A 25709-nucleotide genomic window follows, 5' to 3' on the forward strand; every position below is an offset into this window, starting at 1 on the left:
TGGAGATCACGGCGTGCATCGCCGTGATGCCCGTCAGTCCAGTTTCTTTTCGATCAGGAACGTCGAGACCTGATCCGCGATCTCGAGGTTGTTCAGGTCGGAGAATGGGAAGTGCGTGTTGCCCGGATGCCGATCTCGGGCAGGTGCACCAGCTTAGCGTCACCGCCACGCTTGTTGATCGCCTCGACCCAGAGCTTCGCCATGGCGAGGCGCACACGCCAATTGTCCTGTCCACGCTCGTTGGTCGGCTCGACTGGAAAATTGTCGCCGTAATAGATGACGATCGGGATACGGGTCAGCTTCTCGAAGTTGGCCAGCGGCACGGCTTCGGGCTTCAGGGTGCCGGCCGCGCTCGGCATCTCAGCTGGAAGTTCACCTTCCGGGAAGATGAAACCGCTGCCCGGTTCGAAGGCGACGATCGCCTTGACGTTCTCATTCTTGATCGCCGTCAGCCAGCCCGGTCCACCGGCCTGCGAATGGCTAAAGAGGATGCCGGGGCCGGTCTTATCAAACAGCGCAGCCATCGCATCCGAAATCACACCGGCGTCGTAGGGGCCGGTGTTCGGCGTGACCGAACGAAAGAACTGATCCAGCGTCTCAGGCTTACGATTGAACTGCACGTTGTCGAAGTAGTTCGGCCACTTGCCAATGCGGAACTGGTCAAAGAACAGCTGGTCGTTGGGCGTCGGCTCGACCACCGTTGCAACGGTGCTGTTGCCTGCGCGACCGCGGCGCGGCTGGTCGACAAGATATACGGGGAAGCCGCGGCGCAGGAAGATCGTCTGGAACCCCTCGCGCCCGTCCGGCGTCGTCTCCCAACTGCGCGCCGACTGAAACGCGCCATGCAGCATGACGATGGGCAGCGCCTTGGCGTTCTGCGGAACCTGATAGAATGCGTAGAGATGGTCGCCGTGGAAACTCTGTCCTTCGGCGCTCGGCTTGTTGTTATCATAGGTGCCGGGCGTTTTCGCCACCGTTCCGCCGATGGCGAAGCTTGACTGCTCCCTGATCGTCAGGGGTTCCATTCGATCGGCCGCCGCCACATGGGACGATGCAAAGATGGCGGTCAGCAGTAGTGCCGGAACGGCGTTTCTCAGGCGTGTGGCGTACATGGATCTCTAACCCGTCCTCAGATTTGCGGATGTTTGCAACATGCTTGTTGAAACGTCGGATGCCTTTGGTCCGGCCGCGTCGAAGAAGCTCTTCGTCGGCAAGCAATGTGCGTTTGGGTATAGAAAAATTTTGTCGCAGAGCTTTGTCAGCAACCGCAGACTTTGTCGCAAAATGTACGAACGCAACAAGGTCTTAAGAGCTGTCGCACGCGCGGCTGACACACTCTTTTACAAATTTCAAAATGCGCCGATCACCCCGCTGCTGTAGTGTTTCTTCCAACAGATCGGATCTGCTGAATGGAAGAAACACTTCACATCGCCGTCGTTGACGACCACAGGGACATACGCGACCTCGTCGGTAAATACCTGGCCAAGCAAGGCTATAGGATCAGTCTCGCAGAAAGCGGCGCTGCACTGAAACGCATCATGGCGCACGGCGCGATCGACCTCATCGTGCTTGACGTGATGATGCCAGGCGAAGACGGCATCTCCGTCTGTCGCGAGATTAGAGGAACAAGCCAGGTACCGATCATATTCCTGACCGCCGTGACGGAGGAGATGGATCGCATCGTTGGCCTGGAGATCGGTGCCGACGATTATCTGGTGAAACCGTTCAACCCGCGAGAGCTGCTGGCGAGGATCCGCGCGGTGCTGCGCCGGGTTAACAGCCTGCCCCCACAGTCGAGACAGTCCAGCAAGGCGAGGATCATTCATTTCGCACATTGGCGCCTGGATGTCGGTCGGCAGGAATTGACCGACGCCGATGGTGTCGGGATCCCGCTGAGCACGGCCGAATTCCGGTTGCTGAAAGCCTTCCTCGAACATCCCGGCATCGTGCTCACGCGCGATCAGTTGCTCGATCTGACGGTGGGCAGGGCCGCAGATGTGTTCGACCGCAGCATCGACAACCATGTCAGCCGTCTCAGAAAGAAGATGGAAGAGGATCCTAAAAATCCTTCGATCATCCGGACGCATTGGGGCGGAGGTTACAGTCTTTCCGCCGATGTGGTTTCGGAATGATCTACTGGTGGCGCAGGAGCCTCGCGGCGCAATTCATTGGGTTCGTGCTGGTCACGCTGATCGTGTCGCAGGCGCTATCCTTCTTCATATCGCGGAATGAACGCGAACGTGCCTTGTACGCTGCTTCCAAGAGCGAGTTCTATACGCGCGCCACATCCCTTACCCGGCTGATGGGATCCGTTCCGGCCAGTTTGCAGCAGGAAGCCTTGGAAGCCAGCGAGACGGCTCATTCGCGTTTCTGGATTTCTGACAGCGAGCCTGTCGATCCCGATGCCTGGCGCAAACAGGCTGCGGACGAACTGGCGCGGCCGCTGGCGAATTTCGTCGATTTCCCTCAGCATGCGGGTTTCAATGTCTCCTCAGCCATCGATGATGCCACACGAGACGTGATTGCCTCGGCCAATGCCGGCCAGCCATGGGCCACGCCCTCCGAGGCAACGTGGAATTTGCCGCAGGCTGCCAGGTTCATGCCTCTTGGCGGCAACGATGGGGTCGGGTTTGGCCTCGCTGTCCAGCTGGGCGACAGCACGTGGCTTAATACGGCCTACTACACCGACTCTTCGGCACCCTGGTGGAACTCGCAAACGCTCTATTCACTCGCAGCAGCGGCCACCTTTCTATCTGTGATTGGGATTTTTGCCGCCAACCGCATCGCCCGTCCCCTCAAGCGGTTAGCGGCGTCAGCAGAGGCGATTGGGAGAGGAGAAAACGTACCTTCCCTCCCGGAGGAAGGAACAGACGACATCCGTCAGACGACAGCGGCCTTCAACCGGATGCAGGCCCGGCTTTTTCGCTTCATTGAAGATCGTACCCGGATGCTCGCGGCAATCGGCCACGATCTTCGCACGCCCCTGACCTCGCTTCGGCTCAGGGCAGAATTCGTCACCGATCCGGACATTCAGCAGCGGATGCTCGAGACGATCAACGAGATCCAAACCATGACGGAAGCGACGATTGCTTTTGCGCGCGGCGAAGCAGCGGCGGAAGAGACGCGCACCGTCGACCTGAACGCGCTGGTCGGCAGCCTTTGCGATGACCTTGCGGAAATGCATCAGCCCGTCGTCTATTGCGACGGGGAAAAGTCGACCTACCGTTGCCGCCCAGACAGCCTGCGGCGCGCCATTCGCAACATCATCGAGAATGCTGTGCGGTACGGCGGTGAGGCACGCGTACACCTTCATGATGGGGATCAGTCCATCGATGTCGTTGTCGAGGACAATGGAACGGGCATTCCCGAGGAGATGCATGAAAAAGTGTTCGCCCCGTTCTTTCGCCTCGAAGCCTCCCGAAACCGCGAGACGGGCGGTGTGGGGTTAGGCCTTGCGATCGCAAGGACGATAGTCCGGCGTCACGGCGGCGATATTGTCTTTTCTCACGGCAATCCGGGCTTCAGCGTAACGGTCAGTCTGCCAAAGAAGCCATAATAGTTTTCTGTAGCCGTGGAACACCGCTCGTGGCTTGGGTGCTTACGGTCCGGTGCTTGTCTGGGCACGAAAAGTCTGCCGCCCTGAAAAGCAGGTGAACAGGCCGGCGATATCACCGCCAGCAACCGCATGGCATCTTCGACGTAACCGGACAAGTCGATTTGCTCAGACGGTATGATCTCGCGGCGAAGGCGGCTCACCCTCGCGATCGAGGGGCTTTGTAGTGGCGGAAGCCGTACCCAAACTCAGCGAGGATGAAGCTAGACGCAGCGTCGGTCTGAACGCCTCGAAATTGAAGATTTATGTGACCATGCGCGGATGGCGAGCGGGGTGTGAGGTAAGATATCTCGGGTACATAACCACAGATCCGGCGCCCTGGGACGGCGGCGCCTCTTCTGATCTCAAGAAACGGACAGGCCGCTACCCACCCAATCCTTAGTACCAACGTTGCTGAGCCACTGAGGCGCAGAACGAGCTACATATGAATTCGAGCGACACACTATTTCCAGGCGGCTTCGTTCTTCAACTCATAGTCGGTGAATGCTTTTACCAATCCACCAAGGACTTCTGCCGAAGTTTCGCATAGGGCTCTCAATTGCGTGTCGTCGACGGCATTGACGTCTTCGCGCAGATGCTGGATGAGGGCGTTCATTTCGGATTTTATCTTGTTGGTGTGATGCGCTGAACTGAAGACGGAAGTGGTCATGATGTATTCCTTCGTCGCGAATCGATCATGTCTCTTAAACTCTCAACCGCTCCGTTGGTTCATTCGAGCTTTAGCCGGCCGTCATGCGCCCTGGAGCACTCGGCGACGCGAGTTGTCAGCGGCTTATCATCTCTGGGCAGCCCTAACGAAAGAGCCCTGGTCCAGGAACCAGGGCTCGTCCGATGACTTTGAATCTTAACCTGCAAATATCCAGCAATCGGCGCCGCAATATGCCTAGTTTGTTAGCAAATTCGTCAAGACCAGGTTGGTGCCCCGCAGTGCAAGTCTATGGGTACGGAGAAGAAAATCAATTAATTCTTATGGGTTATCGTGATCAAACCTCAAAAGGTCCAACACCGGTTGGCCGGCGGTCGGTGGACCAACGAGATGTAGCACCTGTGCCGTTCAATCGGCGAACAGCTTGGTAGCGATTTCGCGACAGGCTGTTACCAGGTCAAAGGACTACAATCCTCCCGGCCGCGTGCTGTCCCGCCGCAAGCAAATCAGTGTTTTCGGTTGTCGTTTGTTGAGGTCGCGCTTTCCAGAACCACGATACCCGAATAGAGAACCGGACTGCCTTTGCGATCGCGGAAGCATCTACCGAAGGCAATGACTGAAACATAGCGGCCACCATGCGTTTTGACGCGATAGGCGGATTGCTGCGCCCGCCCTCCAACTATTGTTTCGGTGATCTTCTTTGCCAAGCGTGGCCGATCTTCGGGATGGACTCGATCAAGGTAGAGTTTGAGGGGCAATCCGCAATTGGTCTCCTCGGCGACAAGACCGAAAAGCTCCGCCAAGGCGGCATCGCCATAAACAAGGTCTTGGGCAATATCCCAGGTAAAAATTCCAGAGTCCGTTGTATCCGCATCGGGCAGATCCACAACGAACGTGCGCTCTCCAACCTCTACCATCGATCCTCCCTGTTTTGGGCTACACGGTTGTAGACAATGCCCTCTAGGGGCATCGTCAATCCCAGCGTCACAGTCGATTGGCGATTTTACATCTCCGGCATTCGCAGCCACCAATTTTTTCCCAAAAATCATGAAGATTTGTTTGTCGCGGCATCCGATGCTGTCGTCTTCAAGCGAATTTAGATAGACCTGCGCCCGCCTTGAATTAGCATAAACTAACAACTCCAGCCAAGATCGAACAATCGCTAGGGGGCAAAAGCGTGGGCACGACCTTGCTGCAGCAGCAAATCTCGCAAATGCGGCCTGTCGTTCCGACCATAACCCCCAAGAGCCGGTCAAATTCACCGGGAAACCGGCAAGGCGATGAATACCATACCGCCCAATGATTTCAGCTATTTCGAGATGATCAATGACCTGGTGCAAAAGGAACCGGCAGAGGCGCTCGATCCAGAGATTATGGGGTCGCTGGCCGCACTTGGCATCATCAAGGGCAAGCCCTTCGAGCCCGACGCCCAACGCCGCAGCTACCGATCGGTTGCGCTTGTAGGCCTATCCCGAACCTGCCGACTTATGCCGAAGAGAGACCCGAGGGCTTGGTGGTCAACGAGCGCGTGCGGGAACATGGATTGCGCGCCGACGGCGGTCGACGCGCTTCCCGGGATCGCCGACACCGTGGGCGGACGCATGACCATCCTCGCTGACAGCATCATCTGCCGTGGCAGCGACATCTCGATCAATGTCGGGCATGCTGCGCGAGTCGTCAGCGCATGAGGCGGCGGGCAGTCTTGCTAGTGCAGCGGGTCGGCGTCCGCGGTGGATTTGTCAGCGGCCAGCCCAAATAGAAGGGTTGCGTATATTCGCGCGCCCTAATGGAACTTTTAGCATCAGGTCCGATTCTACAATTATTCACCCGGTCACAAGGGGCCATCTCGCAGATGCAGCCTCGCCGACGCAGAAGAAGCCGTGCGGACGAATTCTTTCGATTGGGAGAATACAAAAGCCAAGGTGTAGTGGGCGGTTTGTTACATGCGTCGATGGAAAGCTCGTCGCGTTGGGCACGACCATCGCTGAGACGGTCAAGTCGGGGCTAGCGGGGGATGGGATGGCATCATTGGTTAAGGTAAGACGATCGTCGCCTGCGCACCAACCCACCAAATCTTGTCGCTGGGGGAATGAACCCTCGTCGAGACGGGTTCCATAAAGCGGCATAGGAGTAAAACCGGACGGCTCACCCCCGGGGGGGCAGGCACGATGAAGGGTGAGATACCGTCCGGCTCACTCACAACTGCCAAAACTTCTTTCGAATAGAAATGTTCCATCGTGTTCCTGCCGTTCGGACAGAGGAAGATGCTCACGACAGAAATCCCCGCCAGCAGGTTGGCTCGTTCCCACGTTAGACGGGTGTACCCGCGAGATGACGTTGCCCACCGCGTCGGCGACAGTGGGCGCCCCGTCTGGTCGAAAGTCACCGCGACCGGCTCCCCATGGGCGTATCGCGTGCGCCGATGAAGAGAATGTCCTTTGGCTGGTCGGCTGGTTGACCGTTACGGAACTGCATGAATGTCACTTTGTAACCGCTGTGCACGCTGTCCTTCCGCCCGCCGGAAGATTATGATTTCGAATGGAATTTGTTGAAGCCTTCCAACGACTCGGTGTGGCGCTTGCAATCGGGCTCATTGTGGGTTGCGAGCGAGGCTGGCAGGACCGCGATTTGCCATCCGGCGGCAGAACCGCGGGCATCCGGACGTTCGGACTTTCAGGTTTCCTCGGCGGACTTGCCGGCTATCTCCACCTACGATCGGGTCCTGTCATGCCTGCGGTGCTGCTATTGCTCTTCGGCACTGCTTTCGTCATTTTCAAGCGGCGCGAGGCGGAGGAAGAAGAGGATTACGGCGCAACGACAGTCATCGCGAGTTTCGTGGTCGTCGCGCTTGGCGCGGTTGCGGTCGTGGGCGACATACGGCTAGCCGCCGCCGGTGGGGTTGCAACCACGGCACTTCTTGCGGCCAAACGCAGCCTGCATGGCTTTCTCCGGCAATTGACCTGGCGGGAGGTTCGAGCAGCCCTCGTTCTTCTTGCCATGAGCTTAGTTGCTCTCCCGCTGTTGCCGAACGAGCCCATCGATCCGTGGCAGGCGCTAAACCCATTCGCGCTGTGGCTGCTGACGATCACGATCGCCGCCATCTCCTTTGCCGGCTATGTCGCAATCCGCGTTGCCGGCCCCAATCGCGGAATTCTGTTTGCTGGTGCCGCCGGTGGACTGGTCTCCTCCACGGCGCTGACACTCTCCTTTGCTCGCTTCGCAGCTGACGCACCGGAGAGTGCTCGGCGACTGGCTTGCGGCGCGGTGATTGCCGGCGCCCTGTCGCTGGTCCGTGTCGTCATTATCGGTGCCGTCATAGCGCCTGTTCTCCTGGTACCTCTCGCGATCGTGTTAACGCCGGCCGTGTTCGTGCTACTGGCTGCAAGTGGTTTGATTCTGTGGCGAAGCGGCGGTAAGCGTGATGCGCCGGATCTTCACCTGAAAAACCCATTCGAACTCGGCGAGGTACTGCGTTTCGGCGCCCTGCTCGGCGGCGTTACCGTGGCGTCAAAGTTTCTGGTCGAGAGAATCGGCCAGGTCATGCTTTTTGTGGTTGCCGCTGTCTCCGGCCTGATGGATCTCGATGCGATCACGCTTTCGACTGCACGGCTTACGCCGACGTCGGTCGATCTCACAACTGCCGTCGCGGCGATCCTGATCGCGGTGATGATCAATTTGCTGACGAAAGTGGTGCTGGCCTTTTCAGCCGGCGGCAAAGGATCATACGCGCTCACGCTCGCTTTGGCGACGCTTGCTGCAATCGCCGCAGGTTTGTTCGCCTATTTCGTGCTTGGTACCAGCTTTCCCAATTCTCAGTAAGCAGCACGTCCCAGCAATCCGAAAATCGACGAGAGTCGCTTCGCCAGCCGTGCGATTGGCGGCAGTAAAGGCGCGCAGCCGAGATCAATCACCGCCGCCGCAAGATTTCTTTTGCAGTGGCCGGGACGCGGTTACGAGGTCTGACAGGCTCGCCGTTTGGGTTCGGCGCTGGCGTCTCTCTCGTGTCTCGGCACGGATGATTGAGATCATCGGGTTCCGGTATCGTTTCCTGGTGCTTGGGGCGGCGGTCCGCTTGCTTCTTAGCTACAGTAATTTTCTTGGGCATAGCCAGTTACTCCCGTTTCAACAAGAGGAAGCGGCGTGTGGGGCTTAAGGTTCCAAAGCAAACGTGAATTGAAGCGGGCTCAGCTCGAATTGGTTTTCGGCACCGAGTTCGGTGAAGGCGAGAAAGGCTACCCACCCGCCGATCGAACGCGCCATTTGCTACCGGTTCCCACCAAAAATCCCGTTTGGGCCAGGTTCAAGGCATGGAAGTAACGTTGAGATCCCGCCGTCGGCTTCATCCCTCACCTCGATACCGAGACACTCCTCTCCGGTCAATTTCTCAAGCCGATGAACCGTCCCGGCACTGCCGCAGACCAACGCGTCTGACCTGCGGGCGGCGCAGTCTCCCAGTGAGCAAAAGCGGCCTGGTCGGAGACGATCCCGTTACCACCCGCCATTCCGGGGGAACAAAACTGTGCTTTAGCGGTTATATTAGTGCACGCGCAAAAAAACGATCCAGATGATGATCCGTCGGGATCGTGTGCAAGGATGACCTTCGCCACGAAGGTCATCCTTTTTTGCATTCGGGCGTGGGACCCAGGTCCCACGCCCGAATTGGTCTGTTTGCCATCAGAGATTGGCAAGCAGGTCGTTGATGCGGCTCTCCGCGCTGCCAAGAGCTTCGTCGACTGTTTTGTCGCCGTTCACGGCCGCGCCCACCTCTTCGCCGATGATGTCCTGGATGGCGAACTGACGCTGGACAGCACCGGGCAGCGAGCGACCAGTCTCGGCAATCTCGGCGATGTTTTCACGGTGCGGCAGCGAGTTGAATTCTGGCATGTCGAAGACGACCTTGACCGCCGGAAGGTGACCGGTGCGAGCCCACTGGAAGTCGTTCTCGGCGAGGAACTTGAAGAGCTTGCCGATCGCTTCGATCTGTTCCGGCGAGCGATCCTTGTGCGGCATAACCCAGCTGTGGCCGTCGGCATAGGTACTGTCACGACCAGGATAGAGCTGCGGGACCGGATAAACGGTGTAGCCCTTCGCAAGAGCCGTACCCTCCTTTTCCGACTGGGCGACGAAATCGCCAATCAGCCAGGTGCCGTTGACCGCAATGCCACCATCGCCATTGGTGAAGGCCGTAACAGCAGCCGCATAGTCGAGACCGGTTGTCGTCAGGCCTACGTCCTTGATCTTCTTCATCAACTCCACGACGTTCTTGGCTTCCGGCGTGTTCAGCGTGATCTTGGTCGGATCGGCGAAGAAGTCAGCGTTCTGCTGCTGCAGCAGCGTGTAGAGTACACGCGCATAGGCGGCCGTCTCATTGGCGAGGATCTGCACGAGATAGGGCTTGCCAGTCTTTTCCTTGAACTGCTTTCCCTGAGCTATGAGTTCGTCGGCCGACTTCGGAAGAATAGGCGTGCCGTCTGCGTTCACGAGGCCGGCTTCCTTCATCAGGTTCATGTTGACGTGGAAGAGCATGGTCCAGTTGTCGAAGGGCAAACCGAACATCTTGCCTTCCTTGGTCACTCCGTCACGGGCGGCATCCGTGAAACTGTCAGGCGAGATGCCTTGGGTGGAAAGAACCTGATCGATCGGGTCAATCAGGCCGCGCGACTGGTAGTCAGAGATCGCGGAGTAGTGCATGGAGACGACATCTGGAGCGGCGCCCGATGAGAGCTGGGCGTTGAGCTGGTCGTAACCCGGCCATTCCACGGTGGTCACATTGACGTCGATATCCGGATTGTCGGCCTCGAACTTGTTGACCAGCGAAGTAATGATGCCGCACTCGCCGACGGCCTTGGAAACGTCGGTGACGGAACCATACTCTGCGTCGCAGGCGCCGAAGAAGCGCTGCAGCTCGATCTTCGTCTGCGCGTGAGCCGAGGTGCCGCAGGTCAGCGCAATCAGTGCTGCCGTACTGAGTAGAAAACGTCTCATGGTATATCTCTCCCTTTGAGGGGCTCTCGCCCTGGTTCAAGCCTGCTGCGGCCCTTTCCTCCCGGCCACAGCAGCAGTCACTTCACAGCACCGCTCGAAACCGCGGTGACGATATGGCGCTGGAAAATCACGTAGACGATCAGCACGGGCAGGCTGGCAAAGACGGCCTGTGCGCTGAGGAAGCCGAGACCTTCGCTCTGGGCGAAATTGGTCTGAGAGGAGGCGATGCCGATGGTGAGCGTGAACATCTCCTTCCTCGTGGCCGAGATCAGCGGCCACCAGTAGTCGTTCCAGGCATGCAGGAAAGTAAAGATACCGAGCGTCGCCTGGGCCGGCAGCGTCAGCGGCAAAAGGACCTTCCAAAAAATGCGCAGCGACGAGGCATTGTCGAGCAGTGCCGCCTCGTCGATCTCCTTAGGGATCGCCTTGAAGAACTGGGTCATCAGGAAGACCCCAAAGGCAGAGGACATGCCAGGCAGCATCAGCCCGATATAAGAGTTATGCAGGCCAAACCAGTTGAACATCTGGTGACGGGCGATGATGACCGCCTGCTCGGGCACGGCAAGGCCGAAGAGCACGATGACGAAGATCGTCCTGCGAAACGGAAATTCGAGGCGCGCGAAGGCATAACCGGCAAGCGAGGACAGGATCAGCACGCCGGCCGTCTGCCCGATCGCAACTACGACGCTGTTGAAGAACCAGCCGAAGGCCTGCGACGAGTGGATGATATTGACGTAATTGACAAGCGTGTAGGGCAACTGGAACACCGATTCCGTGCCGAGCATCAGCTCCTTGTTGTCCTTGACCGACAGGCCGACGAGCCAAGCGACGGGCGCCATCATGACGACCGAGAGCACAATGGCGATCGCAAGCAGCGTCCGATTACCGGTCAGGGCCTCCGGGCGATAGGTCGTTTGATCCGTGCTCATTCGGAGGCCTCCGACTTGCGCGTCGAAACCACATACTGCGCCATCGCCGCCACGAGAATGATGAGGAACAGGAACTCGGAAGCTGCAGCAGCCTTGCCGACATCCCAGCGCACGAAGCCTACTTCGTAAATATACATGACCAGCGGTCGAGACGTGCCGTTGGGACCGCCATTGGTCATGATCTGCGCCTGGCCGAAAAGCTGAAACTGCATGACGATCTGGATAATCGTGACCAGCATGATGGTGCGAGCGATCGAGGGGAGCGTAACGCGGCTGAGCACGCGCCAAGGGCTGGCATTGTCGAGCGCTGCGGCTTCATAGAGATCGTTCGGGATTTGTTGCAGAGCGGCAAGAAACAGCATCATCGGCAGGCCGAGGCACCACCACACGGTCGCGACGCCGACCGAAAACAAAGACCAGCCACTCGTCGAGAGGAAGTTGATCGGTTGTACCCCGAACTGTTCGGAAACTACCGCCAACAGTCCGTCGCCGGGGATGAAAACGAAGCGCCAAATCAGCGTCACGATCGTCACCGAAAGTACTGACGAAGAAAAGAACAGGCCGCGCAGGAACGAGGTTGTCCGTGTTGTTTTGTTGAGGGCAAGTGCTAGGAAAAGTCCGAGTGCCACCAGCGACGGCACACTCAAAAGCACGAAGACGATCGTGTTGCGCAGAGCCTGCAGGAAGACTGGGTCGGCAAGCACGCGCGCATAGTTTCCAAGGCCGACGAAACGACCCGGCCCGAACAGATCGACCTTGTGCAGGCTCAGCCACGCGCCCCAGAAGAGCGGAAAGACGAGCAGCGCCATAAAGACGGATAGGTAAGGTACGATGAAAAGGCCATTGCTCCACTGGCTGCGGCGATAACTCTCGGCCATGTCAGTCGCGCTCCGAATGGTGGGCGATACCGGCGGCGTCAAAAAGATGGATGGCAGTCGTATCGATAGCGATCTGCAATATCTCGCCGCCGCGCGCCTCGCTGCGTCCGTCGGTTTCGGCCGTCAACTTAGTGCCGTCAGACATTTGTCCGTAGATCAGCGTGCGATCGCCAAGCCGCTCGACGACTTCGGCCGTAAGAGCAATGCCTTCCTGACCGGCCGGCAGGACGGCCACATTCTCGGCGCGGATGCCGAGGCTTGCACCTTCTGGCGAAAAACTCGGTGGCAAGCGGAAGGCCGCATGGATGTCGCCAAGGCCCCTCGTCCCGAGCGTCAGTGTGTTGCTTTTGTCGGCCACACTCTTGATCGGCACGAAGTTCATGGCTGGCGAGCCGACGAAGCCTGCAACAAACCGGCTTGCGGGACGTCGATAGATTTCCATCGGTGTGCCGATCTGCTCAATCCTGCGGTTCTGCATGATGACGATGCGGTCGGCGAGCGTCATCGCTTCCACCTGATCATGCGTTACGAAGATCATCGTGCTGCCGAGGCGGCCGTGAAGCTGCGCAAGTTCCAGCCGGGTGCGCCCGCGAAGGGCAGCATCAAGATTAGACAGCGGCTCGTCGAACAGGAAGGCCTTCGGCTCCTTGACGATGGCGCGCCCTATCGCCACGCGTTGGCGTTGTCCACCGGAAAGTTTCTGTGGCTTTCGATCGAGAAGATGGGCGATTTCCAGCGTTGCGGCGGCCTGCTGGACGCGACGCCCGATCTCCTTCTTCGGCATGCCGATGTTTTCTAGGCCGAAGGACATGTTCTGGGCGACGGACATATGCGGATAAAGCGCATAGGACTGGAAGACCATGGCGACGCCGCGCTTGCCTGGTGGCAGCGTGTCGACGCGCTGATCGCCCACCGCGATCGTGCCGCTCGTCACATCCTCCAGACCTGCAATCATACGCAGAAGGGTGGACTTACCGCAGCCCGAAGGCCCGAGGAAGACGACGAACTCGCCTGCCTTGATCGACAGCGAAATGTCGTCCAGCACGGTAAGCGCACCGTAGCGCTTTGTGACGTTGCTGATCTCGATCGATGCTGACATGGTCCCTCCTCCCTGTCGTTGCCGTCTTACGCGCCGAGCCGGATCATCCGGTAGCTCAGCGGCGCGATTGCGGCGACCAAACGCCTGCCAGCAACCGATGCACCCGAGCCATCCCGCGGCTCGATCGCTTCGCCTCCGGGACCATTGACGGCGCGAAGATCGTGACCCTCCATGACCTTGTCCATGATCACCTTGCGGTCGCCGAAGCCTTCAAGAGCGAGTTCAAGCTCGATCGCTTCCTTCTGGTGTCGGTTGACGATGAAGAAGGTAAGGGCACCATCGGCCTCAGTCTCGACAGCGGAAACGTCGAGATAGGCGACATTTTCTGCAAAGTCGGTGGAATAGCCGGGGCAGTCCAGCGCCAATTGCAGCGCCTTGCCTCGACCATATCGCGAGGCGTAGGCGTAGGGGAAGAACGTGGTCTGCCGCCAGGCGGGTCCACCCGGGACAGTCATGATCGGTGCGATGACGTTGACGAGCTGTGCCAGGCAACCGACCTTTACCACGTCTGAACGGCGGATGAAGGTGTTGAGGATGCAGCCGACCTGCAGCACATCCTCGAAATTGTAGATGTCTTCCAAAAGCGCCGGGGCATGCGGCCAACCGTCGTTGCCTTCCAGCACCTTCCGGTCGGCCTCACGCGAGTGATACCAGACGTTCCACTCGTCGAAGCTGATATAGACATCCTTCTGCGAGCGCTTCTTGGCCTTGGTGTAGGTGATCACGCCTGCAACGGTGGCGATGTAGTCGTCAAGACGGGCGTTCTGCGCCAGATAATCGGCCGTGTTTCCTGCATGATTATCGAAGTACATGTGGAGGCTGATGTAGTCGATGGAATCGTAGGTGTAATCGAGAACCGTGGCTTCCCACGCCGGGTAGGTCGGCATCTTCGGCGAGGACGAACCGCAGACCACAAGTTCGATCGACTTGTCGAGGGCGCGCATGGCCTTTGCGGTCTCGAACGCGATGCGGCCGTATTCCTCCGCCGTCTTCTGGCCGATTTGCCAGGGGCCATCCATCTCGTTGCCCAAGCACCACATCTTGACGTTCCAGGGCTCGTCGCGGCCGTTCTTGCGGCGAAGATCCGACCAGTAGCTGCCGCCCGGATGATTGACGTACTCGAGGAAGGCGCGAGCCGAATCTAGGCCGCGCGACCCGAGATTGACGGCGAGCATCATGTCGGTGCTGGCCGCTTCCGCCCAATCGGCGAATTCGTGGACACCAACGTGGTTGCTTTCGGAGCTATGCCAGGCAAGGTCCAGGCGCACGGGACGTTCTTCGCGCGGGCCGATGCCGTCTTCCCAGTTATAGGCCGATACAAAGTTGCCACCGGGATAGCGTACGATCGGAACGTCGGCTTCACGAACGAGGTCGATCACGTCCTGGCGCATTCCGTCCTTGTCAGCCGTCGGGTGATCCGGCTCGTAGATCCCCGAATAAACGGCACGGCCGAGATGTTCGACGAACGAGCCGTAAAGGCGTGGATCAACGGTACTGATGACGTAACCGCTGTGTGCGGTACCGACTGCGCGCATGCTTCCCTCCCTGTATATCCAAACTATGGATATATATCAATTAGTATGATAATTTACACAGGAAGGCGCAGGCGTCAATCCGCCAATTTCGGCAACAAGCGCCCAATCGCCAAATCAGATCTTCAAACGCAGCACGATGTCTTGGTCGTAATTGCCAAAACCTCGACCGAAGATATTGATGCCACCTGGGTGTTGGGCCGTTTCCGGAACTTCAATCCGTAGACGAATTGAACGATGTTCGAGCAGGTTGAGGTCAGCGAGATTGGTGTCGGAAAAGCGCACACCATCAATGAAGGTACCATGTTCGGTGACGCGGAAGGACTTCAGTACGCCATACTGGCTGCCCCGAAGCTTCCACCAGTCGGGAGTATATTTTCCCCGGCGATCGCCAAAGTCGCCAGGCGAGGTCCACACGAAGATACTCTTGCCATTGATGGAAAGCGTGATGTCCGATGGCCAGTTGTCCGAGGTACCCGGCACTTCGGAGGAGAGCTCTAGGATGACCTCGAGTTCCTTGACCTCCGCACCCTTGATGCGGGCATTGTTGGGAAACTGATAATCGACATATCCCTTTGAAAACCATAGTAAACCAGCCTTCATACGGTCTGGCGCGAGGAATGTGTCGGGACTGTCGAGGTAACCGATGATGCCGTCACGGGAGCACATGCCGCAGGGCGCGTAGACCTCGTATCCGCTATAGAGACCGACTGGCATCGCAACCTCGATCAACTCCTGCGCTGTTCGGGCCGGGCTGGCAAAAGAGAGAATGATCTCCTCGTGCACGGCGTGGCAGATCTTTTGGCTGCCCTTTCGCGCCTTGGAAACCTCGGTTCGGATAAGACCCGCTTCCTCCAGTAGATTGAGATGCGTTGACGTGGTCGACTGCGGCAGCTCCAATGCCTCCGCTATTTCATTGACGTTCAGCGGTCCGCGATTGTGCAAAAGCTCCAACATCGAAAGACGCGCGGGAGCGGCAAGGCATCTCAACACGTCCTTGCCGTCTTCCGGGCTGATCATCAGAAATCGCGTACTCATATGTCCTCCGAAACGTCGCACCCGATCTGTATCAGATACCTTGATATAATCAATTGCCACAGGGCCATTCCGGAACTCGACGCCCCGCGCGTTTCCCCAGCTGAAAATTGCGTTCTCCAGGCTTTGGATGATGTGGTTGGTCAAGCCAGGGACGTGCAGTTCGATATTGAGATGCTTGCCGCCAAAGTGGGCGAGCAACACCGGCCCGCTGACCGATCCCTGCGGACAGCGCGACAGCAAATTCGCCAATTCTGCCGCAACACACACCCCAGCACTTGAGCAGGCATTACTCCCGGAAATTCTCGATTGCACCGCGCCAAATGCGGCGCATAATTATCTGCGCTGGGACAGCATGACATGTCCTCCTTACCGGTGGGGAGTTATGTGTGATGAACAAAACCGTTGGATCTCGCCAAGAGATAATAGCGCCTGAAGACTTTAGGAAAATCGAAGGTGTGTTTCGCGAATTGGTGCGTCGAAAGCGGGTTGCACTGGAAAGTGAAGAGGCTGATGCGCTCGCCGCCCGCCTTATAGGGCTGTACCAAAGCGGCATCCAAGACGCGGAGGCCCTCAGGCACCTTATGAGCTGTTAGCGGTCGTCGCCGCTCCAAAACAAGCGGGCACTGCGTAGGCCGCAACCGCTCAAGATTTCGAACCGGCCGAGCAATGAGGGCAGGATCGATAGCTTGTCTTTGATCCTGTCTGGGTCTTGGAAAGGTCCAATCTATTCAAGCCGCGAAGCGGCTTTCGACAACTCTTCATGGCCCTTGCGAGGAAAGTTCTGCTACCTTGCTAGGGCGCAACCGACTGACCACGGCTTCAGTGAACAGTAGGGTAGTTTGTTGTCACCTCTCGTGTCCCACTGACGAATATCAATTCGTTGTTTTCGCACTTGAAAAGCACTTAGCGGAAGATAGATGGTCGAACACGAGGCACCGCAGGAGGGGTCGAACCATGGGACAGTTGACGACCATCGAACGGGGGCTGGCGTCCGCCATATTAATTTTGCTCGCGATTATCGGGATCGCGATGGGAGTGGCTGGTCGAACCGACCCCCTGGGCGTTCATGGCGCAATAATCTTCTTCTACAGTGTCGCGCTCATATTCATCATCATTTCGCGTGCATTTGAGGGTGTGCCCGATCCGACCCGTATCGAGCGATACTATGATGATCCGATCAAGGCCGGTGTCGCATTCACCCTCGCCTGGGCGATCTTTGGGATGTTCATCGGTGTTTGGGCGGCCGCACAGCTCGCTTGGCCCGGTCTTAACTTCGATACGGCATGGACAAGTTTCGGCCGCATCCGTCCAGCGCATACGACGGGCGTCATTTTTGGATTTGGTGGCAATGCCTTGATCGCAACTTCATTCCACGTCGTCCAGAGAACGTCCCGCGCAAGGTTGGCCGACCAGCTCAGTCCGTGGTTCGTGCTGATGGGCTATAATCTATTCTGCATATTGGCAGTCACCGGGTATTTCATGGGGATCACCCAATCGAAAGAATATGCCGAGGCGGAATGGTATGCTGATCTCTGGCTGGTAATTGTCTGGGTGACCTACTTCATCCTGTACATCAGGACTTTGGCGCGTCGCCGTGAACCTCACATCTATGTCGCCAACTGGTACTATATGGCTTTCATCCTGGTGGTCGCTATCTTGCACATCGTCAACAACCTGACGATCCCCGTCTCACTCGGCCACGCAAAAAGCTATACAATCTGGGCAGGCGTCCAGGATTCTATGGTGCAATGGTGGTATGGGCACAACGCTGTTGCTTTCTTTTTGACTGCCGGCTTTCTGGCAATGCTTTATTACTATTTGCCGAAACGAGCCGAACGACCTATTTTTTCCTATCGCCTATCGATACTAAGCTTCTGGGGTATCACGTTCTTTTATATGTGGGCCGGATCCCACCACTTACACTACACAGCATTGCCTCATTGGGTACAAAATCTTGGCATGACATTTTCGGTCATGTTGCTCGTTCCATCATGGGCCTCAGCGGGGAACGCGCTGCTCACGCTCAACGGAGCGTGGCATAAGGTTCGGGATGACGCCACACTTCGTTTCATGATGACCGCCGCCTTTTTCTATGGGTTGTCCACCTTCGAAGGCTCGTTTCTCGCCATACGCCCGGTGAACTCCCTTTCCCATTATACGGATTGGACCGTCGGGCACGTGCATGCGGGTGCACTCGGGTGGGTGGCGCTGATCACCTACGGATCACTGTACACGCTGGTGCCCGCCATCTGGAAACGGGAACGCATGTATTCAGCCACGCTGGTCGAAGTCCACTTCTGGCTCGCTCTTGCAGGCACGCTGATCTATGTGTTTGCCATGTGGAACTCGGGCATCATCCAGGGTCTGATGTGGCGCACCTATAGTGAAGACAACAATCTTACCTACTCGTTCGTCGATTCACTGGTTGCAATGTATCCCTATTATATCGCCCGCGCCTTCGGGGGGTTCCTCTTCCTGTTGGGCGCGATCGTTGCGACCTACAATATCTGGATGACCGTTCGGGAAGCCCCTGTGGGGGGTTACGCAGGAGATGCGCCGCCCATCACGTCAATCCCACAGAACACGGCAACAGGCCCAGCGGAGTAAAGCGATGCCAGAACTGTTTCATCGCAAGCTCGAACGGACTGCAATCGGATTTGTACTGGCAATCATCGCTGCGGCAAGTGTAGGAGGCATTGTGGAGATTGCCCCCTTGTTCACGATCGACGAGACGGTCGAAACTGTGGACGATATGCGGCTTTATACGCCGCTCGAGTTAGCAGGCCGCAATATCTATGTCCGGGAAGGTTGCTACGCCTGTCACAGCCAGATGATCCGCACGCTACGCGATGAGGTTGAACGGTACGGCCCCTACTCGCTTGCAGTCGAGTCGAAATACGATCATCCAATGTTATGGGGATCTAAACGCACGGGACCCGATCTTGCCCGCATCGGTGGGAAGTATTCAGACTTCTGGCACGTCGCTCATCTAAGCAATCCTCGTGACGTTGTGCCGGAGTCGAACATGCCGGCATATGCTTGGCTTGCGAGGACGCCATTGCGGATGAACGACCTTGCCGAGCACCTCCAAGCTCAGCGAGTGGTTGGCGTGCCCTACACAGACGCTATGATTGCCAATGCCTCGTCTGACGCCTACGGCCAGGCAATGCCCGACAGCACGCAATCCTCAGGCGTCTCCGAGCGATACGGGGAGAATACGACAGTCACTGCCTTCGATGGCGTTGCCACGAACGTGACCGAGATGGATGCGCTCGTGGCCTACCTCCAAGTGCTTGGCCGTCTGACCGAAGCCGCCTATGCCAACACGGCAGCGACGGAACAAGCACCCGATCCCAACGATTGAACCCGGGGAGAGCCGAAATGTTTACGCACGATACTCTGGTTGAAGCAGCCAAGAGTTGGGGCTTATTCTACCTCATCGGCTTCTCGATTTGCGTGCTTGTTTACACTTTCTGGCCGTCTAACAAGGCTCGGTTCGACCGGGCAAAACACAACATTCTCGATGAGGACGATGTGCCATGGAAGTAGACGAAATCGATCCCGTTAGCGGCCGCAAAACAACCGGGCACGAATGGAACGGCATAAAAGAACTGGACACTCCGGTACCGCGAGGGGTCCTTCTTTTCCTCATCATCACGCATATTTTCGCGCTTGTATGGTGGGTGCTGCTTCCTACATGGCCGCTTGGTTCGACCTACACCAAGGGGCTGCTGGGTATCGACCAGCGCAAAACCGTCGAAGAGAAATTGGCAAGTGCCACATCAGCCCGGGCCGCCCTGACGACACAACTTGAAACCCTATCTTTCGACGAAATCAGAGCCAACGAACGTTTGATGGCCACCGTCAGATCGATGGGGCACCAATTGTTCGGAGATAACTGTGCTGCCTGTCATGGCGTCGATGGGCGGGGTAGGAATAACTACCCAGACCTCACGGATGACGATTGGCTGTGGGGCGGCAGTCCGCAAAACATTGCTCAGACGCTCAAAGTCGGGATCAACACCCAGCATGAGGAGAGCCGGGTGGCGCAGATGCCCGCCTTTGGCCGTGACGAAATGCTGGATCGCAATCAGGTCAGGGATGTCGCATTGTATGTTCGCTCCCTCACTATTCCCGCCGCCTCCACTGCCGATAACGTCGGGCAAATGGAGCGCGGCCGCGAAGTCTTCCTCACAACGTGCGCTGCGTGCCATGGTGAGGATGCCCAAGGAAATCAGGAGGTTGGGGCACCCAACCTTACAGACCAGTATTGGGTATATGGCGGTAGCCTTCAAAATATCATCGATACAGTTCACGGCGGACGGCAGGGCCACATGCCAACTTGGGACGAGCGGTTGACGCCCCTCGAGATCAAGGTCCTGGCTCTTTATGTGAACTCCCTTGGAGTAGAGAAGCCGTGATGACGACAAGAAACCGATCAAAATCGGCCATCCTGGTTTTCTCTCTCATTGCTGCGGCATGCGCGCTCTTTGTGGGCGCGAATGCTCATTTGTTGTTTGTGGCGTACGACAGCGATCCTGGATGTGTAGCGCATCTGAAGGTTGCCGGAACTGGACCGGGGCAGTTCAAGGCAGCCAAGTCATCGTGCTGATCGCGAGCTTAAGGAGAGTCATATGGTTTCGCACAACAAAACCAGGCGTCTCATTAGTGAGGTCTCGGGTATAGAAGAAACTTGGAACCCAAAATGGCAACGACACCTGCCCATAAACGCCCCGTTCACCTGGCTGGCTAAAGGCTGGCGCGACTTCTTGATCTCCCCTGCCCAAAGCCTGGCCTATGGCGTCGTCGTCTGCGCTCTTTGCAGCCTCTCGGTATGGGTATTGTTTGCAACCGGGCGCGATTACTTTCTCTTTCCAGTTGTTGCCGGTCTGATGATCATCGGACCACTTCTGGCGTCGGGTCTCTATTTGAAGAGTGCTCGCCTTGAGAGCGCGCAGCAGACCACGTTCGGTGGGATGCTTGGCGTCCGCCCGAGAGCTGGCGCTCAGGTATTTTTCACAGGATTGCTCCTTTGCATGCTCATGCTTTTGTGGATGCGAGCCGCAGTCCTGATTTATGCACTCTTTTTTGGCGTTCGCCCCTTCCCCGGCCTCCAGCACGTCGCCGAACTGCTCCTCACCACGCCGACCGGCTGGGCGATGCTAGCCGTGGGTCTATTTGTGGGGGCCTTGTTCGCAGGTTTCTCATTTGCAATCAGCGCCTTTTCGATTCCAATGCTACTCGACCAGCAGATCGATGCCTTCACGGCGATGGGTGTCAGTGCCGCGTTGGTCTGGAACAACTTGCGTCCAATGCTGCTCTGGGGTGCGCTGATTTTGGCTCTGTTTGTGATCGCAGTGGCCACCGCGGGCATCGGGTTGATCGTCATTTTCCCGCTTCTCGGCCACGCAACCTGGCACGCGTATAAAGCGGTGAAATAGCCATGGCTTGCTGCTCGTTCGCTGATATTTGTCCAGACAAGGATGCGGTTCGTTCTCGTGGCGAGGAAATATTCCTGGCAAGCCGGGGTGTTGGAAATGGACTTCGACAGGTAACCTTTTCTACACCTGAGGTGCATTGCGCAGGTTGTATCGCAAAGATCGAACGGGCGTTGGGCGACCTCCAAGCTGTTGAATCCGCGCGCGTGAACCTGTCACGAAGACGCGTCACAGTCAGTTGGGACAGCGAAAAGGCCCAATGCCCCGATTTCATCGGGGCGTTAGCCATGGCGGGCTATTCTGCTCACATCGTCACTGATGTGTCCGCCGATGAATCCTTGTCGTCGTTCTTGGTAGCGCTTGCGGTTGCCGGCTTTTGCTCAATGAATATCATGATCCTCTCTGTTTCGGTCTGGTCAGGGGCAGATCCAGCAACACGAAACGCATTTCACATGATTTCCGCTGGTTTGGCCCTTCCGGCTGTCTTCTACTCCGGCAGGATTTTCTATGCATCCGCATGGAGGGCGCTGCGGAGCGGACAGACCAACATGGATGTACCTATCAGTGTCGGCATCATCCTCGCTTTCATCCTCAGTTTGTACGATACCTTTACAGGCGCGCGACATGTTTATTTCGATGCCAGCGTGTCGCTCATCTTCGTCCTCCTGGCTGGCAGGACCCTGGATCAAATGATGCGGGGCAAGGTACGTTCCGCGATCGAGGATCTTCAAAAACTCATACCGATGGGCGCCAACGTCGCGCATGAGGATGGGACGTTTTCTTACACCCCACTCGAGGAAGTTCAGCCGGGAATGCGCCTGCTTGTCCGGTCAGGCGATCGCGTACCGGTCGACGCCGTTGTGCACGAGGGAGGAACCGAAATCGACTCGTCCTTAGTGTCAGGGGAAAGTCGATGGAGGTCCGTCGACGTGGGCGCAACGTTGTCAGCGGGCGTACTGAACGCTGGTAGCCCAATCCTGGTTGTTGCGACCAAAAATGCCGGCGACTCTTTTTTATCAGAAATGGCACGCATGGTGGACGCGGCCGAGAGCGCTCGAACAAACTACAGGCGCGTGGCGGATCGCGCCGCAGCCTTGTATTCGCCGGTGGTCCACTCCATTGCCGCAATCACGCTTGCTGGCTGGTTGTACGTCTCGGGAGACCTTCACCAAGCCGTCACAACTGCGATCGCGGTTCTGATCATCACCTGCCCATGCGCACTTGGATTGGCGGTTCCCATGGTCCAGGTCGTCGCAACACGGCGGCTTTTCGAACGGGGCATCATGGTGAGGGACGGTTCTGCCCTGGAACGGGTATGCCACGCGCGCACCGTGTTGTTCGACAAGACAGGAACGCTGACGCTTGGCCTACCTCAGTTGGTCAAGGCCGAGCAAATACCTGCCGGCGCTCTTGGAATTGCAACCAGCCTTGCGCAGCTTTCAAACCATCCCGTCGCGCGAGCAGTTGCCGATGCGGGTACGCGCGCGGGTTCGAAGCCGGAAGTATTCGACAGTGTAGACGAAATTCACGGTCTTGGTATCGAAGGGCGCAGGCACGGGCATTCCTACCGTTTGGGCCGAGCATCCTGGGCAACGAACCTTCCGGACTTTTCACGAGACTTCGATGGGACCGCTTCGGTGCTCACCAGAGACGATCAGATACTTGCCGTCTTCGAATTTGAGGACGTCGTCCGACCAGGAGCGTCAGAGCTGGTTCAAACACTGAGGGCGGGTGGGACCTCGCTCGGTATTGTCTCGGGAGATAATAAACGTGCCGTATCTCGCGTTGCAAACCGTCTCGGTATTGAAAGATACAGCGCGGAGCTGCTCCCGGCTGACAAGGTTGCCGCGATAAGGGCTCTCCAATCCTCATCAGATAAAGTCGTGATGGTTGGCGATGGGTTAAATGACGCCCCTGCCCTCGCCGCAGCCGATGTTTCGATCGCGCCATCAACGGCCTCGGACATTGGCCGAAACCATGCTGACTTCATATTCCTGAGCGATAATCTGTTGGCTGTGCGAGACATTATCGAGACCGCCAAACGAGCAAACGATCTTGTCCGCCAAAATTTCGGTTTCGCGGTGGCCTATAACGTCGTCAGTATTCCGTTTGCGATTGCGGGAAGCGTCACGCCGCTAGCAGCAGCAATTGCAATGTCGTTGTCGTCGGTTCTTGTCGTTTGCAATTCCATGCGGTTAGCTAGCCCGATATTTCGCTGGGAACAATGGAGCGGCCACCCCGCCGTGATATCATGAGTTATCTGGTGGTTCTCATACCCGTGGCACTCCTTATGGGCCCAGTCGGCCTGTGTGCTGACAGTTCAGCAGTTCAGCGATTTGGACGGTGCAGCGGCGCGAATCCTCTTGAACGACGGCGAGGGTCGCCGGCGATACAAGGGCGTTTCGCAAGTGGGCAATTGAAGCGGCGATAGGGAGTGGAAAATGGAGCAAGGCGCAGAAAACGAACATCCGCCGATTGATGACACCGCACGTTCAACAATGATCGATCCGTCGGAAACGGTGACGGGCTTCGCAATTATGCTTGGCATTGTGGGTGCCGTTTTGGGGCTGGCGGCAGGGATTTACGTGCAGGCCGCGTCCGGCGTCCTGCCTGCACTGCTGAACGCCTTCATCGCAGTTCTTGCGGGCGGTTCCGCAGGCGCGGTTACAGGTGGAACTTTGGGAGCGGTTCTGGGCGTTGTCCGGGGCCGCCGCGTACCAAAGGCCATTGAGCAACCTTGAGCCGAATGGCCATCCATAAGCCTAGGTCAGCTTGACGGAGCGACGGCTCTTGATGCGTCGCGGCGAAGTGATGGGGCGTGATCCTCGCCCGGCTCGATCGAAAAGCCGAGATCGGCGGCAAGCAAAACACCGCCAAGCCCGGCGACACATCCTGACAGACCAGCTGATTGCTACTGCCTCAGCGACAGTCGGCGCTCTTTTGAGAGTGAGGCTCCACCTGCCCACCAGCTGACAACAATCCAGGGCGGCGCTTTCCAGGCTACGAGCAGCATGAACCCTGTCAGCGCTAAACCGTAAGGATCGAGCACAGCATTGGCCCGCACAGGGCTGTAGAGAGTCGACATTTCGCCCAACATCAGCATCAAATCAGCCTCATGCGGCTCGCCTCTAGTCTACCCCTCGCTACCTACGAGAGCACAGGATTGTTGCCAAGCGATCTGCAGCAAAGCCTGGCCACTATGATCACTGGATCGCGAGGACGGCCAACGAAGCAGCGAGCGCAGGCACCATCACGACAAAGCCAGTCTTCATGAATGCCCAGGCTCCGATCTGAAGTCCCTCGCGGCGAAGCGCGGTTAGCCAAAGTATCGTCGCAAGCGATCCGGTGACGGAGAGGTTGGGGCCAAGATCGACGCCGATCAGCACCGCGCCGGCAATCTTATCGGACGCGTGTGCCAACTGAACGGCGCTTCCAGCGACAATCCCCGCGGGCAGATTGTTGACGAGATTGGACGTCAGAGCCACGACTGCGCCCGCAGCAGCTGCGGTCTGTGCCGGAGAGGCCGATGCCTGGTCGGAAAGATACTGCGCGAGATGATCAATCAGTCCTGTTCGGTTCAATGCCTCAACAACGACGAACAAGCCGGCGACCAGAGGCAGCACACTCCACGAAACATCTTTCAGCGTCTCGATAGGGCTTTTTCGCGTGATCAGCAGAACTGCGGCGGTTGCCACACAACCGGCGAGAAACGTAGGGAGACCGAGATCGAAATGCAGCGCCGATGCGCCAAGCAGTATGACGGCCGTCCCGCACAAAGCAAAACCAGCAAGCTTCGCACTGAAGGATAATGGCACGGCCTGTACATTGGACGCGACGCCATCAGCCGCAATGACCGAGCGTTGCGTCCAGTACAGTGCGAGAAATGTAACGATGATAGAGGCGAGCGAAGGCTGTGCGAAGTTGGCGAACCAACGCGATAGTGGCGGCATGTCCCCGCCTCCGAAAATCACCAGGTTGGCCGGATTGGAGATGGGAAGGACAAAGCTTGCAGCGTTGGCGATGAAAGCGCAGATAAGGAGATAGGGCATAGGGTCCCTCACCTTCGCTGCCCGGCAGGCCGCATAGACTGCAGGAGTGAGCACGACCGCTGTAGCGTCGTTCGACAGGAATACGGTCACAACAACTCCGACCGCGTAGATCAGGACAAACAAGCGTTTGGGCGATCCCTTGGCGTGGGTGGTGGCGATCGAAGCCAGCCAGTCGAACAGCCCCTCCTGACGAGCGAGCTCGGAGAGCAACATCATGCCGATTAGAAACAGATAGACATCAATACCCTTTGCAATACCAGCCCAGGCATCGGTCGGACCGATAAGCCCAAACCCAACAAGCAGAACCGCGCCGAGCATCGCCCATATTGATTCCGACCAGGCAAAGGGCCGTGTAATCACCCCGAGTGCGGTCAAGCCAGCTATGCCCCAGGTCATGGTCAATGCGTTCATCGTGTTTCCAAATTAGATTTCGGAGGCTGCAACAGCAGGAAAGAAGGGCGGTATATCCGCAATCGCTCACCGAAAAAAGGCCCGTGGAAAT

Annotated in this window: 23 protein-coding genes and 1 pseudogene; 14 read left to right on the forward strand and 10 right to left on the reverse strand. The window is 57.6% G+C overall.

What is annotated here, in order from left to right:
- Nucleotides 1-33 precede the first annotated feature (33 nt).
- Nucleotides 34-1112, reverse strand: a pseudogene (locus ASD03_RS34625) (alpha/beta fold hydrolase).
- Between the two features lie 40 nt (nt 1113-1152).
- Between ASD03_RS34625 and ASD03_RS34630 the strand changes: the two are divergent.
- From ASD03_RS34630 to ASD03_RS34640, 3 genes are read left to right on the forward strand one after another with little or no spacing between them, the layout of a single operon-like run.
- Entirely contained in the window at nt 1153-1380 is a 228-nt protein-coding gene (locus tag ASD03_RS34630; protein ID WP_057218570.1) for a hypothetical protein, read from the forward strand.
- Nucleotides 1381-1409: 29 nt separating this feature from the next.
- Nucleotides 1410-2132, forward strand: a complete 723-nt coding sequence (locus tag ASD03_RS34635; protein WP_057218571.1) for a response regulator — start codon at nt 1410-1412, stop codon at nt 2130-2132.
- Nucleotides 2129-3556: an ATP-binding protein gene (locus ASD03_RS34640; protein ID WP_057218572.1), complete on the forward strand. Its 1428-nt coding sequence runs from the start codon at nt 2129-2131 to the stop codon at nt 3554-3556. The genes ASD03_RS34635 and ASD03_RS34640 overlap by 4 nt, the downstream gene beginning before the upstream one ends.
- A 499-nt stretch (nt 3557-4055) precedes the next feature.
- Here ASD03_RS34640 and ASD03_RS34645 read toward each other — a convergent pair whose 3' ends face one another.
- A complete protein-coding gene (locus tag ASD03_RS34645; protein ID WP_057218573.1) occupies nt 4056-4262 on the reverse strand; it encodes a hypothetical protein in 207 nt (68 codons plus the stop codon).
- A gap of 503 nt (nt 4263-4765) precedes the next feature.
- Entirely contained in the window at nt 4766-5176 is a 411-nt protein-coding gene (locus ASD03_RS34650) for a PAS domain-containing protein (protein ID WP_057218574.1), read from the reverse strand.
- 363 nt (nt 5177-5539) lie between these two features.
- Between ASD03_RS34650 and ASD03_RS41395 the strand changes: the two genes are divergently transcribed.
- Nucleotides 5540-5947, forward strand: a complete 408-nt coding sequence (locus ASD03_RS41395; protein ID WP_057218576.1) for an alpha-hydroxy-acid oxidizing protein — start codon at nt 5540-5542, stop codon at nt 5945-5947.
- Between the two features lie 850 nt (nt 5948-6797).
- Nucleotides 6798-8078 (forward strand): MgtC/SapB family protein, encoded by a 1281-nt coding sequence (locus ASD03_RS34660; RefSeq protein WP_057218577.1) that lies wholly within the window; start codon nt 6798-6800, stop codon nt 8076-8078.
- Nucleotides 8079-8933: 855 nt separating this feature from the next.
- On the opposite strand, the gene ASD03_RS34665 is transcribed toward ASD03_RS34660, so the two are convergent.
- From ASD03_RS34665 to ASD03_RS34690, 6 genes are all read right to left on the reverse strand, one after another.
- Nucleotides 8934-10244: an extracellular solute-binding protein gene (locus tag ASD03_RS34665; RefSeq protein ID WP_057218578.1), complete on the reverse strand. Its 1311-nt coding sequence runs from the start codon at nt 10242-10244 to the stop codon at nt 8934-8936.
- A 77-nt stretch (nt 10245-10321) separates the two neighbouring features.
- Nucleotides 10322-11173, reverse strand: coding sequence for a carbohydrate ABC transporter permease (locus tag ASD03_RS34670; RefSeq protein WP_057218579.1), 852 nt, complete (start codon nt 11171-11173; stop codon nt 10322-10324).
- A complete protein-coding gene (locus ASD03_RS34675; RefSeq protein ID WP_057218580.1) occupies nt 11170-12051 on the reverse strand; it encodes a sugar ABC transporter permease in 882 nt (293 codons plus the stop codon). The genes ASD03_RS34670 and ASD03_RS34675 overlap by 4 nt, the downstream gene beginning before the upstream one ends.
- A 1-nt stretch (nt 12052) precedes the next feature.
- Nucleotides 12053-13150 (reverse strand): sn-glycerol-3-phosphate ABC transporter ATP-binding protein UgpC, encoded by a 1098-nt coding sequence (ugpC, locus tag ASD03_RS34680; RefSeq protein ID WP_057218581.1) that lies wholly within the window; start codon nt 13148-13150, stop codon nt 12053-12055.
- A gap of 26 nt (nt 13151-13176) precedes the next feature.
- Nucleotides 13177-14685, reverse strand: coding sequence for an alpha-N-arabinofuranosidase (locus ASD03_RS34685; protein ID WP_057218582.1), 1509 nt, complete (start codon nt 14683-14685; stop codon nt 13177-13179).
- A gap of 114 nt (nt 14686-14799) precedes the next feature.
- Complete coding sequence (locus ASD03_RS34690) at nt 14800-15720, reverse strand: metalloregulator ArsR/SmtB family transcription factor (RefSeq protein WP_057218689.1); 921 nt, start codon at nt 15718-15720, stop codon at nt 14800-14802.
- Between the two features lie 389 nt (nt 15721-16109).
- Here ASD03_RS34690 and ASD03_RS34695 point away from each other — a divergent pair, with 389 nt between their 5' ends.
- The 9 genes from ASD03_RS34695 to ASD03_RS34730 all read left to right on the forward strand — a co-directional run bounded on the left by ASD03_RS34695 (nt 16110) and on the right by ASD03_RS34730 (nt 23899).
- The gene (locus ASD03_RS34695; RefSeq protein ID WP_057209358.1) at nt 16110-16313 is read left to right on the forward strand and encodes a hypothetical protein; all 204 of its coding nucleotides are present in this window, start codon (nt 16110-16112) and stop codon (nt 16311-16313) included.
- Nucleotides 16314-16674: 361 nt separating this feature from the next.
- Nucleotides 16675-18327 carry a cytochrome-c oxidase, cbb3-type subunit I gene (gene ccoN, locus ASD03_RS34700; RefSeq protein WP_057218583.1) on the forward strand — a complete coding sequence of 551 codons (1653 nt, stop codon included), beginning with the start codon at nt 16675-16677 and terminating at the stop codon, nt 18325-18327.
- A gap of 4 nt (nt 18328-18331) precedes the next feature.
- Nucleotides 18332-19084: a cytochrome-c oxidase, cbb3-type subunit II gene (gene ccoO, locus ASD03_RS34705; RefSeq protein ID WP_057209355.1), complete on the forward strand. Its 753-nt coding sequence runs from the start codon at nt 18332-18334 to the stop codon at nt 19082-19084.
- Nucleotides 19085-19101: 17 nt separating this feature from the next.
- Entirely contained in the window at nt 19102-19269 is a 168-nt protein-coding gene (locus ASD03_RS34710) for a CcoQ/FixQ family Cbb3-type cytochrome c oxidase assembly chaperone (RefSeq protein ID WP_057209352.1), read from the forward strand.
- Nucleotides 19260-20141 (forward strand): cytochrome-c oxidase, cbb3-type subunit III, encoded by an 882-nt coding sequence (gene ccoP, locus ASD03_RS34715; RefSeq protein ID WP_057209350.1) that lies wholly within the window; start codon nt 19260-19262, stop codon nt 20139-20141. The genes ASD03_RS34710 and ccoP overlap by 10 nt, the downstream gene beginning before the upstream one ends.
- Nucleotides 20141-20332, forward strand: a complete 192-nt coding sequence (locus tag ASD03_RS41400; protein ID WP_082557479.1) for a hypothetical protein — start codon at nt 20141-20143, stop codon at nt 20330-20332. The genes ccoP and ASD03_RS41400 overlap by 1 nt, the downstream gene beginning before the upstream one ends.
- A gap of 22 nt (nt 20333-20354) precedes the next feature.
- Nucleotides 20355-21161: a DUF2189 domain-containing protein gene (locus ASD03_RS34720; protein ID WP_057209347.1), complete on the forward strand. Its 807-nt coding sequence runs from the start codon at nt 20355-20357 to the stop codon at nt 21159-21161.
- A 2-nt stretch (nt 21162-21163) separates the two neighbouring features.
- Complete coding sequence (locus ASD03_RS34725) at nt 21164-23413, forward strand: heavy metal translocating P-type ATPase (protein ID WP_057218584.1); 2250 nt, start codon at nt 21164-21166, stop codon at nt 23411-23413.
- 186 nt (nt 23414-23599) lie between these two features.
- Complete coding sequence (locus ASD03_RS34730; protein WP_057209341.1) at nt 23600-23899, forward strand: hypothetical protein; 300 nt, start codon at nt 23600-23602, stop codon at nt 23897-23899.
- A gap of 462 nt (nt 23900-24361) precedes the next feature.
- Here ASD03_RS34730 and ASD03_RS34735 read toward each other — a convergent pair whose 3' ends face one another.
- The gene (locus ASD03_RS34735) at nt 24362-25618 is read right to left on the reverse strand and encodes an arsenic transporter (RefSeq protein WP_057218586.1); all 1257 of its coding nucleotides are present in this window, start codon (nt 25616-25618) and stop codon (nt 24362-24364) included.
- Nucleotides 25619-25709: the final 91 nt, after the last annotated feature.

Source organism: Ensifer sp. Root127 (assembly GCF_001425225.1).
In the GTDB taxonomy this organism is placed as follows: Bacteria; Pseudomonadota; Alphaproteobacteria; order Rhizobiales; family Rhizobiaceae; genus Ensifer; species Ensifer canadensis.

What these genes read in the sequence shown, in the direction of transcription:
- ASD03_RS34630 (WP_057218570.1), top strand. Translation starts at nt 1,153, where the DNA reads ATGCTTGTTGAAACGTCGGATGCCTTTGGTCCGGCCGCGTCGAAGAAG.
- ASD03_RS34635 (WP_057218571.1), top strand. Translation starts at nt 1,410, where the DNA reads ATGGAAGAAACACTTCACATCGCCGTCGTTGACGACCACAGGGACATA.
- ASD03_RS34640 (WP_057218572.1), top strand. Translation starts at nt 2,129, where the DNA reads ATGATCTACTGGTGGCGCAGGAGCCTCGCGGCGCAATTCATTGGGTTC.
- ASD03_RS34645 (WP_057218573.1), bottom strand. Translation starts at nt 4,262, where the DNA reads ATGACCACTTCCGTCTTCAGTTCAGCGCATCACACCAACAAGATAAAA.
- ASD03_RS34650 (WP_057218574.1), bottom strand. Translation starts at nt 5,176, where the DNA reads ATGGTAGAGGTTGGAGAGCGCACGTTCGTTGTGGATCTGCCCGATGCG.
- ASD03_RS41395 (WP_057218576.1), top strand. Translation starts at nt 5,540, where the DNA reads ATGAATACCATACCGCCCAATGATTTCAGCTATTTCGAGATGATCAAT.
- ASD03_RS34660 (WP_057218577.1), top strand. Translation starts at nt 6,798, where the DNA reads ATGGAATTTGTTGAAGCCTTCCAACGACTCGGTGTGGCGCTTGCAATC.
- ASD03_RS34665 (WP_057218578.1), bottom strand. Translation starts at nt 10,244, where the DNA reads ATGAGACGTTTTCTACTCAGTACGGCAGCACTGATTGCGCTGACCTGC.
- ASD03_RS34670 (WP_057218579.1), bottom strand. Translation starts at nt 11,173, where the DNA reads ATGAGCACGGATCAAACGACCTATCGCCCGGAGGCCCTGACCGGTAAT.
- ASD03_RS34675 (WP_057218580.1), bottom strand. Translation starts at nt 12,051, where the DNA reads ATGGCCGAGAGTTATCGCCGCAGCCAGTGGAGCAATGGCCTTTTCATC.
- ugpC (WP_057218581.1), bottom strand. Translation starts at nt 13,150, where the DNA reads ATGTCAGCATCGATCGAGATCAGCAACGTCACAAAGCGCTACGGTGCG.
- ASD03_RS34685 (WP_057218582.1), bottom strand. Translation starts at nt 14,685, where the DNA reads ATGCGCGCAGTCGGTACCGCACACAGCGGTTACGTCATCAGTACCGTT.
- ASD03_RS34690 (WP_057218689.1), bottom strand. Translation starts at nt 15,720, where the DNA reads ATGAGTACGCGATTTCTGATGATCAGCCCGGAAGACGGCAAGGACGTG.
- ASD03_RS34695 (WP_057209358.1), top strand. Translation starts at nt 16,110, where the DNA reads ATGAACAAAACCGTTGGATCTCGCCAAGAGATAATAGCGCCTGAAGAC.
- ccoN (WP_057218583.1), top strand. Translation starts at nt 16,675, where the DNA reads ATGGGACAGTTGACGACCATCGAACGGGGGCTGGCGTCCGCCATATTA.
- ccoO (WP_057209355.1), top strand. Translation starts at nt 18,332, where the DNA reads ATGCCAGAACTGTTTCATCGCAAGCTCGAACGGACTGCAATCGGATTT.
- ASD03_RS34710 (WP_057209352.1), top strand. Translation starts at nt 19,102, where the DNA reads ATGTTTACGCACGATACTCTGGTTGAAGCAGCCAAGAGTTGGGGCTTA.
- ccoP (WP_057209350.1), top strand. Translation starts at nt 19,260, where the DNA reads ATGGAAGTAGACGAAATCGATCCCGTTAGCGGCCGCAAAACAACCGGG.
- ASD03_RS41400 (WP_082557479.1), top strand. Translation starts at nt 20,141, where the DNA reads ATGACGACAAGAAACCGATCAAAATCGGCCATCCTGGTTTTCTCTCTC.
- ASD03_RS34720 (WP_057209347.1), top strand. Translation starts at nt 20,355, where the DNA reads ATGGTTTCGCACAACAAAACCAGGCGTCTCATTAGTGAGGTCTCGGGT.
- ASD03_RS34725 (WP_057218584.1), top strand. Translation starts at nt 21,164, where the DNA reads ATGGCTTGCTGCTCGTTCGCTGATATTTGTCCAGACAAGGATGCGGTT.
- ASD03_RS34730 (WP_057209341.1), top strand. Translation starts at nt 23,600, where the DNA reads ATGGAGCAAGGCGCAGAAAACGAACATCCGCCGATTGATGACACCGCA.
- ASD03_RS34735 (WP_057218586.1), bottom strand. Translation starts at nt 25,618, where the DNA reads ATGAACGCATTGACCATGACCTGGGGCATAGCTGGCTTGACCGCACTC.